A 10575-nucleotide genomic window follows, 5' to 3' on the forward strand; every position below is an offset into this window, starting at 1 on the left:
TTTATTAGTATTAATTCAGCCAATTTTTTGAAAGCAGCAGAGTATGGAGAAACGGTAAAATTGGTCATAAAAACTCTAAAACTACGTCAAAATATGTCGAAGCAATCAGGAAAGGCATATGTCAATGATGAAATGATTGTGGAAGCCACCTGGATGATCTTTCGTATAAATGACCCTTAATCAGCAATTTTCCCCCTTTTTTACAAACATTAAATTTGATAAAATCTAGAACTCTCAGTAGGACACTTTAACTACTAGCTAAATTTTTTACTCCTAATAAAAGCTTATCCAATTCTTCAAAACTGTTTTGAATTCCACAAGATACCCTCAATGCATTTAAATTGTTTTCCACAATTCCTCTTAGACGACATTGATAATCCTTCCTAAAACTGGCTTGAATTTTTTTAAAATCTTTCCCTTTTAATTTAAAAGTAACTATAGCTGATGAAAACTCTGGATTTGATGGGCTCAAAATCTCAATTCCCCGGATCTTTTGCAGTTCTTCAATTAAATATGTGGATAACTTTCTCCCTCTCTCTTCAATATCTTTTATTCCAACAGAAGTAATAAAATCTATAGCTGCTCCCAATCCCATGATTAAAGGGGTGGCCCTAGTGGCATATTCTTCTCTGTTGGCTTCTTTTCTATATGTTTGTTCTAATTCATTCAGAGAATAGTTATCAACAGAATAAGGCCCCACATAAACAGGATTCAATTTTTCCATTATAGACTCATTCATATAAAGCAGCCCGCTGCCCTTGGGGCCCAAAAGCCATTTATGTCCGCTAGTGGCATATAAATCAGGAGAAATATCCTCTAAGTCCACATTGATCATACCAACTGCCTGTGCGCCATCCACACAAAAGAATATATTTTTGCTTTTGCAAAAGGCAGCAATTTCCTTGACGGGAAGAATCATTCCATTTGTACAAGTAACGTGGGGAATAGCGACCACCTTCGTTTTAGAACTGATATTTTGCTCGATAATTTGAAAGTTATTTTCTCCGCTCAAATCTGGTTCTATCAATTTTATATTTATTCCTTTGTCTTTTTTTAGAGCAATCCAAGGTATGGCAGCTCCAGGATGTTCATGAGTGGTCATCAAAACCTCATCTCCCCTTTTTAAAGGCAAACTTCTAGCCATTATATTTACTCCCTCAGTGGTATTTCTAGTGATGGCTATTTCCTTTGGCTTCACACGGAACAAACTTGCTGCCTTCTTATGAACGCTAGCCACTTCTTTATATCCTGATTCACTTATGGTCTCCAATTTTAACATCCATTCATATACAGTATCAATCACTATTTGAGGAGAAGGCCCCAGACCGCCTGTATTAAAATAGTTTCGATCTCTTGTTAAGGGAAATTGAAGCCTTAGCATTTTCCAATAATCATCCTCTAAGGAATTTCCCTCTCTTAAAGGATCAAACTCTTTAGAAGAAATTCTTTCTAATAAAGGTTTATAAATAGGATTAAAAAATTGGCAATAAAAGGGATACAAAATATTGCCCAAAAATGTATTCTTAATAAATTTACTTCTGGTTATTTTAGTTTTCAAAGGAATATTTTATTGGTTAAATGAATTATTTTACCTTTAAAAAAAGGTTATAGGGTTAATATCATTTTAATAACTTTCTTTTTTAACTGAATTACCATCAACAATTATCCACTGTATTTTAATTTACAAATATCCTTTCAATCAAAATAAACATTATGAAAAAACTCATTCACAAAGGTTTTATGGCTTTAGCCCTCTCAGTGAGTATTTTAGCCTGTAAATCTCCAAAAACTGAAGAAGATACCTCCACCAAAAAAGAAACAATGGTAAGTTCGAAAGATTTATCAACAGATTTTCACAGTCATGCAAATCCTGGAGAGGCTGTAATCACCCATTTAGATTGGGAAGCAAAAGTGGACTTCGATAAAAAAATAATAAGTGGCATAGCACGCTTATCTATTAAAAAGACAGATAAAGCGATTAAATTAGTACTAGACACCAAAGGATTAAATATTGAAAAGGTGACGCTGGGAGATCAGGAAGAGCCAGCTGGATTCACTTTAGGAGAAGCTCACGAAATCTTGGGAAGTGAATTAACGATCCCCATAAATGAAAAAACAAAGAAGGTGAATATTTATTACCAAACCAGCCCTAAAGCCGAAGCCTTACAATGGCTAGATCCTGTTCAAACGGCCGGTAAAAAACATCCATTCCTTTTCACCCAATCTCAGGCCATACTTGCCCGAAGTTGGATTCCTTTGCAGGATTCTCCAGGAATTCGTTTTACCTATACAGCAAAAGTGGAAGTTCCAAAAGGATTAATGGCCTTAATGAGTGCAGAAAATCCTCAAAAAGTAAATGAAGACGGTATCTATCGTTTTGTCATGCCACAACCTATACCTGCCTATTTAATGGCTTTAAGTGTAGGTGACCTGACTTTTGAATCACTTGGAGACAGATCAGGGGTTTATGCGGAAAAACCTGTAATTAAAAAGGCAGTGTATGAATTTGGGGAAATGGAAAATATGCTTGCCGCTGCAGAAGAGCTATATGGACCTTATCAATGGGGTCGATACGACCTAATTGTACTTCCACCAAGTTTTCCTTTCGGTGGGATGGAAAATCCCCGTTTAACTTTTGCTACTCCTACCATACTTGCAGGGGATCGATCTTTAACCTCTTTAGTGGCACATGAATTAGCCCACTCCTGGTCAGGAAATCTGGTTACAAATGCCAATTGGAATGACTTCTGGCTAAATGAAGGATTCACAGTTTATTTTGAAAACCGAATTATGGAAGCACTTTATGGTCCTTCCTACAGTGAAATGTTAGCCCAGCTAAGTCAAGGAGATTTAAAAAATGAAGTAAATGACTTAATGAATGGTCCTCATCCGGAGGATACTAAATTGAAACTTAATCTGACCGGAAGAAACCCGGATGATGGAATGACGGCCATTGCCTATGACAAAGGTTTCTTCTTTTTAAAGACCTTAGAAAACAAGGTGGGTCGGGAAAAATGGGATAACTTCCTTAAGGAGTATTTTACTGAGAATGCCTTTAAAACCATGACAACAGAAAGTTTTATTAGCTATATGAATGAAAACCTATTTGAAAAAAATGGAATTCCAGTAGATGATAAGCTTTATCAAAATTGGATTTATGGTGAAGGATTACCTAAAGATTTCCCTACCGTAAAGTCTGAAAGATTTGAAAATGTGGATAAACAACTAAAAAAGTGGATAAGTGGTAGTAAAGCTAGTTCCTTACAAACCAAAGATTGGAGCACGCATGAATGGTTGTATTTTATCCGCCAATTACCAAAAGATCTAAAAATTGGCCAAATGAACCAGCTAGATAAAGCATTTAAATTTACAGCCTCAGGCAATTCGGAGATTTTAGCTGCTTGGTTTATTCACGTAATTGATAATCATTATAAGGCCGCCTATCCAAAAATGGAGGAGTTTCTAATCAACGTAGGAAGAAGAAAATTCTTGGTTCCGGTTTATGGAGAGATGCTTAAAGAAGAAGGCGGAAAAGAAATGGCACTTGATATTTATAAGAAGGCCCGACCAAATTATCACTTTGTCTCTTCCAGTACACTGGATGAAATGTTAGGTTATTCCCCTAATTAAATAATTCAAACTTATAATTAATGAGTCATTGCCATAACAAAGTCAAATCACATTAAAATAGAAAATAAAACACTAAAAAAAGCTGTCCACAAATGTGGACAGCCTTTTCATTATTCACTATGTGTTATTTGCTTTCTTAATTAAAAAGGATATTGATTTTCCGCAATTACCAAATCGGCAACTCTTCTTCTTGCTTCTTTCAAATTAAAAGGATTTACTTTTGTAAACCTTTTTAATCCCATCAATAGCATTCTCTCTTCATCTCCCTGAGCAAATGCATAAATGGCTTCTTTACCTACAGAATTAATCTTATCCACTGCATGATACAGATAGATTCTTGCCATATCGATGTGAGTTGCGCAAGCCTCTTCTCCTTTCACTCCTACCAATTTCTCTACCCTTAAAAGAGTTGATTCGGCCACATAAACCTCAATCAACATATCCGCCAGATTCATCAAGATTTCCTGCTCATCCTTAAGGCGTGTCATAAGGCGTTGAGCAGCAGCCCCAGCAATCATTAATCCACTCTTTTTCAGGTTTTTCAACACTTTTTTCTCCTGTGCAAACAAACTAGTATCTTCCGCTGCACCAAAATCCGGAATAGAAGTTAATTCTTTGGCAACTGCCATTGCCGGTTTCATCACATCCAACTGCCCTTTCATAGCTCTCTTCAAAAGCATATCGATCATCAACATTCTGTTGATTTCATTGGTACCTTCAAAAATTCGGTTGATTCGAGCATCTCGATAAGCCCTTTCCATTGGAGCCTCAGCCGAGAATCCCATTCCGCCATAAATTTGAACACCTTCATCTACTACATAATCCAAAGTTTCAGAACCATGCACTTTCAAAATTGCACATTCAATAGCGAATTCTTCAGCAGCCTTTAATTTTGCTTTTGCTTCATCCATTCCTCCTGCTATCAAAGCGTCATAAGCATCATCAATATTCTGTCCTGCTCGATAAAGCGCTGATTCCGTAGCAAATAATTTGGTGGTCATTTCAGCAATCTTATATTTTATTGCTCCAAAAGAAGAAATAGACGTTCCAAATTGTTTTCTTTCATTAGCATAAGTAGTAGCTCGCTGCAAAGTCTTCTTTGAAGCTCCAACTGCCGCTGCACCTAACTTTATACGGCCAATGTTCAGAATATTTACCGCAATCTTAAAACCATTTTGCCTTTCAGAGAGCATATTCTCCACTGGCACTTTACAATCATTAAAGAATATTTGACGAGTAGAAGAACCCTTAATTCCCATTTTTTGCTCTTCCTCATTCATGGTGATGCCACCAAAACCTTTTTCAACAATGAAAGCCGTTAGATACTTATCATCTTCAATTCGAGCAAAAACAATGAATACCTCGGCAAAACCACCATTAGTTATCCACATTTTTTGACCGTTGATGAGGTAATGCTTGCCATCTTCTGTCAATTCAGCCTTTGTTTTAGCAGCATTTGCATCTGATCCTGAATCTGGCTCTGTTAAACAATAAGCTGCTTTCCACTCCCCAGTAGCCAGCTTTGGTAAATATTTAGCTTTTTGCTCCTCATTACCATAATACAGAATAGGCAAAGTTCCGATTCCAGTATGGGCAGAAATGGCCACTGCAAAGGAATGTCCTCCCCCTGTAGCCTCTGATACCAGCATGGAAGTGTTAAAGTCCATACCAAAACCTCCAAATTGCTCTGGCACTGAAGTTCCTAATAATCCCAATTCACCTGCTTTATCCATCAATTGTGGCATTAGATCAGGATTTTTATGAGAATCCAATTCCTCTACAACAGGGTGAACTTCATGCTCAATAAATTCATCACAGGTATTAGCAATCATTTTCTGTTCTTCGGTCCATTCTTCAGGAATGAATACCTCCTTGGCTTCTGTTTCTCGGATAAGAAACTCACCACCTTTTATCGCCCTTTTTTTATCAGTCATTTCCATAATTATATCTTTTTGAAAATCTCAACAGTTTTTAGTTTGAATGAATGTTATTTCAACAGTTCGCATCGAAAAGTCACAGATTTATTACTTGCCTAACTCAACAATTCATAAATTCCTGCTACACCCTGGCCTCCACCTACACAGGCAGTAACCATTCCGTATTTTTGCCCTCTTCTTCGCATCTCATTAAATAGTTGAACAGAAAGTTTAGCACCTGTACAACCTAATGGGTGTCCCAAGGCAATAGCTCCACCATTCACATTTACAATTTCAGGATTAAGATCCAACTCTCGAATAACGGCTAAAGACTGGGCCGCAAAGGCTTCATTTAACTCAATCTGTTCAATATCCTTAAGAGATAATCCAGCTAATTTCAACGCTTTTGGAATAGCTGCTACTGGTCCTATTCCCATAATTCTAGGGTCAACTCCAGCAGCGGTATAACTCACCATTCGTGCGATAGGCTCCAAGTTCAACTCTTTCACCATTCTTTCAGACATCACCATCACAAATGCGGCACCATCGGAAGTTTGTGAAGAGTTACCAGCAGTTACCGAACCTTTATTTGCAAATACAGGCCTTAACTTTCCTAAAGCTGCAATATTGGTGTCAGCTCTTGGTCCTTCATCGGTATCCACTACATATTCTCTAGTCTTTTTTCTTCCTTCTTCGTTCAGATAGGTTTCTTTGACGGTAATAGGTACTATATCATCCTTAAATTTCCCATCTTTAATGGCTGCTAGAGCTTTCATATGAGAATTGTAAGCAAACTCATCCTGATCTTCCCTAGAAACATTAAATTGCTTGGAAACTTCTTCCGCAGTTATTCCCATACTGGAATAATATTCAGGGTGCTCAGTGGCAACTTTGTAATTCAGTGCCGTTTTATGTCCCATCATTGGAACCAATGACATGGATTCGGCACCTCCAGCAATGACACAATCGGCCATTCCTGCGTGAATTTTAGCTGAAGCCATACTGATTGCTTCCACACCAGATCCACAATAGCGGTTTATAGTAACACCTGGAACTTCAATAGGCAGGGATAAAAGAGAAATCATCCGGGCCATTTGCATACCCTGCTCTGCTTCTGGAATAGCACATCCCACAATGAGATCATCCACTCTTTTGGGATCCAAACCATTTACTGAAGCAGTTAAATGTTTAATAACATCGGCAGCCAGGTCATCAGGGCGGGTAAACCTGAATCCCCCTTTTTTGGCCTTTCCGACAGCCGTTCTGTATCCGGCTACTATATATGCGTTCATTTGCTTTAAATTTAGATTTTAGTTCTAAGGAAATAGTTATTAGAAATCGGAAATACCATCTCTAATGTCATCCCACTAATTTTCCAACAATTAATTTCTTAATGGTTTTCCTGTATTCAATAAATGCTGAATTCTTTCCAAAGTTTTCTTTTCTGCAGTTAGCGAAAGGAATGCCTCTCTTTCTAAATCCAGTAAATATTGTTCGGAAACGTTTGTCGGTGCAGATAAATCACCACCACACATCACATGAGCAATCTTATGGGCTATTTTCTGATCATGTTCAGAAATAAAATTCCCCATTTTCATACCATGAACTGCAGCCAGGAACATGGCCATACCAGATTTTCCTTGCACCTTAATGTCCTTTCTTGGAGCAGGCTTCGTATACCCTGCTTCTGCCAGTCGAATTGCGGTTGCCTTAGCCTCTGCAATACGACGATTATCTTTTACCGTAATCCGATCTTTATCTGTAAGGATGTGCATATCTTTTGCTTCATGAGCAGAAGTAGCTACTTTAGCAGTAGCAATATTCATAAATGCATTTTGCAAGGCATTGAATTCCACGTCTCCAGCTTCAAAACGATCGGAAACTCTTAAGGTTAATTCCTTAGTTCCACCACCAGCAGGAATTAATCCTACGCCTACTTCAACCAAACCAATATAGGTTTCAGCCGCTGCTTGTATTCTATCTGCATGCATAGTCAATTCACATCCTCCACCAAGGGTCATACCATGAGGTGCAGCCACTACCGGAATGGATGAATATCGAGCCCGCATCATCGTATTTTGGAATTGACGAATCATCATATCTATTTCATCATATTCCTGCTCTATAGCATACATTAATAACAAGGCTAGGTTAGCACCTGCGGAGAAATTATCTCCCTCATTGGCAATTACCAGACCTCTGAAATCTTTTTCAGCTACATTAATCGCATGATTAAGTCCTTCAATCACTTCTCCTCCCAAAGAATTCATCTTAGTATGGAATTCCAGGTTAAGGATTCCATCTCCAATATCGAATAAGGTGGTTCCTGAATTTTGCCAAACTACTTTATCTTCCCTAAGATTATCTAGAAGAATGAATTGTTCTGTGCCAGGGATTGCCTTATAAGATTTTGAAGGAATATCATAATACTTCCTTACGCCTCCATCTATCTTATAAAACGAATTGGCACCACTTTCTAACATTTCATACACCCACAAGGCTGGTTTATAGCCTGCCTCTTCCATATTGGAAACCGTTTTCTCTAGGCCAGCAAGGTCCCAAGAAGCAAAAGGACCTGTTTTCCAACCAAACCCAGCGCAAACTGCGTCATCTATTTTATATAACTCGTCAGCTATTTCCGGTATACGGTGAGAAACATATTGAAAAGAATGGAAAAACACATCCCTATAAAAATCAGCAGCCTTATCTTTTCCGTTCAAAATCACCTTAAAGCGATCTTTCACATTATCTATGCTCTGGATTGCATCAAGAGTGCCAAAACGCACTTTCTTTTTTGGTTTGTAATCCATATCCTCCAAATCGAGGGTAAGAATCACCTTTTTACCATTTTCATCCTTGGTCTTTTTATAGAATCCCTGGCCAGTTTTATCACCTAACCAATTACTTTCCTCCATTTTCCGCACAAAGTCTGGAACATTAAAGAGCTCTCTTGACTCATCCTTGTGCAATCCTTTATGAAGATTATCAGCTACTTTAATAAAAGTATCCAGTCCTACTATATCAGAAGTTCTAAAGGTAGCAGATTTGGCTCTTCCAATCGCAGGCCCTGTAAGCTTGTCCACTTCATCGATGGTGAGGCCAGTTTTCTGCATGGCATCGAAGGTCTTCAATATACCAAACACTCCAATTCGATTGGCAATAAATGCTGGAGTGTCTTTACAAAGAACTGTCGTTTTCCCCAGGAATTTATCCCCATAATGCATCAGAAATTCGACAACTTCAGGATCTGTTTTTGGGGTAGGAATAACTTCAAAAAGTTTTAAATAACGAGGTGGGTTGAAAAAATGTGATCCGGCAAAGTTCTTTTGGAAATCTTCACTTCTGCCTTCCAACATTAGGTGAATTGGAATTCCTGAAGTATTTGAAGTAATTAGGGTACCAGGAGTTCTATGTTTTTCCACCTGTTCAAAAACCTTTTTCTTGATGTCCAGGTTCTCCACAACCACCTCAATTATCCAATCAGATTCGGAAATTCCCTTCATATCATCTTCAAAATTTCCTAATCGAATTCGATCAGCAAATGATTTATGATACAGCGGAGCTGGTTTGGATTTTATCGCAGAAGTAAAAGCTTCGGAAACAATTCGGTTTCTCACCTTTGGATGTTCTAAACTTAATCCTTTAGCTTCTTCTGCCGCCGAAAGACTTCTCGGCACAATATCCAAGAGTAGTACTTCTACCCCGATATTGGCGAAATGACAGGCAATTCTGGATCCCATAATTCCTGAGCCCAAAACCGCCACTTTTTTAATCGCTCTCTTCATTGATTTTATTAATTTAATTTAGGTATTGAAGATTTTATTTTCGTCAACTAATTTTTGAATGTCCGAGATCACTTCAAAAAAAACCTGAAGCTTCTCTTTTGGTATAGATTTCTGCACTACCTGATTAAAGGTAACCACAGTATTTCTTGCCTGTTCCCTCAATTCCTTACCTTCATTTGTAAGGAAAATTCTAACCAATCGCTTATCCTTAGGATCTTGTTGCTTGTAAAGAAGTTTTTTTTCTTCCATACTCTTCAATAAGCGAGTAAGACTCCGAGCTTCTAATCCCATTAAAGGTGCAATCTTAGTGGCTGGAGTTCCTTTTTTTGAAATATTTAATAACACATACCCTATTGAAGCGGTCATACCCGATTCCGCAGCCTTTTGGTTATAAGCTCTGGATATTGCATGCCATAAAGTTTTAATAGGATGATCGACGGTCTCTTCTTTTTTCATAAATTCTCTGTTGCTGAACAATATACGGAAAAATAGTATGCTTGCATACCTTTTAACGAAATTTATTATGCAAGCATACTATTTTTCTCTTTTTTTCTTCGATCTATTAAGAAAAATATGAAAATTGACCTTGACTATAGGATTAAAAGGTTAAATGATAAAGGGGACTTGAAGCTTCCAGGTTTGCCCTTGAAAAAGCACTCAATTAAAGGCCTGTTAATTTTGGTCTATTGATATTAATATAGTATTACTTATTAAAAGATTTTGAAAACAGAAGTATCCGCTAATAAATGTAGTTACTACTTTCCATCCAGTAAATATCTACTTGAAAGGATGAATCAAAGAGAGCTGGTATTACTGTATTAATTCCCAACACGAGAAAATGGAAAAGGAAAATTTAGAAAAGACTAAAATTTTAATGGACTGTATTTAATTACTGTTCATCAAGCACTCCCCTCAGAATAATTTCATTTTTCACAAGAAAATAGGGATAATTTTCGAATAAAGCTAAGTGGAGGGGTAGATATTATTTAAATGTGGATAAGTTGTGGATAAAGCCAAATAAACAGAATATTACCGCAAATTTAGAACTATATTATATTTAATTTATTTTTAAATTTTATCCTTTTTTGTATTAATAGAAAGACAAAACAAAATTTTATGAAATTAAATTTGGATTTATAACTTAATGAAACTTATTAACATACGAAATTGATAATTTCCTTTCCCTCGCACAATGTCAACAACAATTAATGTAAATCATCAAATCTACAATAAGCACTTATAAC

The 10575-nt window shown here is 37.1% G+C and carries 7 protein-coding genes; 2 read left to right on the forward strand and 5 right to left on the reverse strand.

Going from position 1 to position 10575, the window contains the following annotated elements:
* Window positions 1-180, forward strand: a 180-nt coding sequence (locus E1171_RS15910) for a hotdog family protein (protein ID WP_484628029.1), incomplete at its 5' end; no start/stop codon positions are given.
* Window positions 181-247: 67 nt separating this feature from the next.
* On the opposite strand, the gene E1171_RS15915 is transcribed toward E1171_RS15910, so the two are convergent.
* The gene (locus E1171_RS15915) at window positions 248-1558 is read right to left on the reverse strand and encodes an aminotransferase class V-fold PLP-dependent enzyme (RefSeq protein ID WP_155207040.1); all 1311 of its coding nucleotides are present in this window, start codon (window positions 1556-1558) and stop codon (window positions 248-250) included.
* Between the two features lie 155 nt (window positions 1559-1713).
* Between E1171_RS15915 and E1171_RS15920 the strand changes: the two genes are divergently transcribed.
* The gene (locus E1171_RS15920) at window positions 1714-3630 is read left to right on the forward strand and encodes a M1 family metallopeptidase (RefSeq protein WP_187696497.1); all 1917 of its coding nucleotides are present in this window, start codon (window positions 1714-1716) and stop codon (window positions 3628-3630) included.
* A gap of 140 nt (window positions 3631-3770) precedes the next feature.
* On the opposite strand, the gene E1171_RS15925 is transcribed toward E1171_RS15920, so the two are convergent.
* The 4 genes from E1171_RS15925 to E1171_RS15940 form a co-directional block, all read right to left on the reverse strand.
* Entirely contained in the window at window positions 3771-5570 is a 1800-nt protein-coding gene (locus tag E1171_RS15925) for an acyl-CoA dehydrogenase family protein (RefSeq protein WP_155207041.1), read from the reverse strand.
* 92 nt (window positions 5571-5662) lie between these two features.
* On the reverse strand, window positions 5663-6838 hold the full coding sequence (locus E1171_RS15930; protein ID WP_155207042.1) for an acetyl-CoA C-acyltransferase: 1176 nt from the start codon (window positions 6836-6838) through the stop codon (window positions 5663-5665).
* A 90-nt stretch (window positions 6839-6928) separates the two neighbouring features.
* Complete coding sequence (locus E1171_RS15935) at window positions 6929-9331, reverse strand: 3-hydroxyacyl-CoA dehydrogenase/enoyl-CoA hydratase family protein (protein WP_155207043.1); 2403 nt, start codon at window positions 9329-9331, stop codon at window positions 6929-6931.
* An 18-nt stretch (window positions 9332-9349) separates the two neighbouring features.
* Window positions 9350-9787: a MarR family winged helix-turn-helix transcriptional regulator gene (locus tag E1171_RS15940; protein ID WP_155207044.1), complete on the reverse strand. Its 438-nt coding sequence runs from the start codon at window positions 9785-9787 to the stop codon at window positions 9350-9352.
* Window positions 9788-10575 lie beyond the last annotated feature (788 nt).

This window comes from Xanthovirga aplysinae (assembly GCF_009711365.1).
GTDB classification, from domain to species: Bacteria; Bacteroidota; Bacteroidia; order Cytophagales; family Cyclobacteriaceae; genus Xanthovirga; species Xanthovirga aplysinae.

Excerpts from the sequence above, each read along its gene's own strand:
- E1171_RS15920 (WP_187696497.1), top strand. The coding sequence starts at position 1,714 with ATGAAAAAACTCATTCACAAAGGTTTTATGGCTTTAGCCCTCTCAGTG.
- E1171_RS15925 (WP_155207041.1), bottom strand. The coding sequence starts at position 5,570 with ATGGAAATGACTGATAAAAAAAGGGCGATAAAAGGTGGTGAGTTTCTT.
- E1171_RS15930 (WP_155207042.1), bottom strand. The coding sequence starts at position 6,838 with ATGAACGCATATATAGTAGCCGGATACAGAACGGCTGTCGGAAAGGCC.
- E1171_RS15935 (WP_155207043.1), bottom strand. The coding sequence starts at position 9,331 with ATGAAGAGAGCGATTAAAAAAGTGGCGGTTTTGGGCTCAGGAATTATG.
- E1171_RS15940 (WP_155207044.1), bottom strand. The coding sequence starts at position 9,787 with ATGAAAAAAGAAGAGACCGTCGATCATCCTATTAAAACTTTATGGCAT.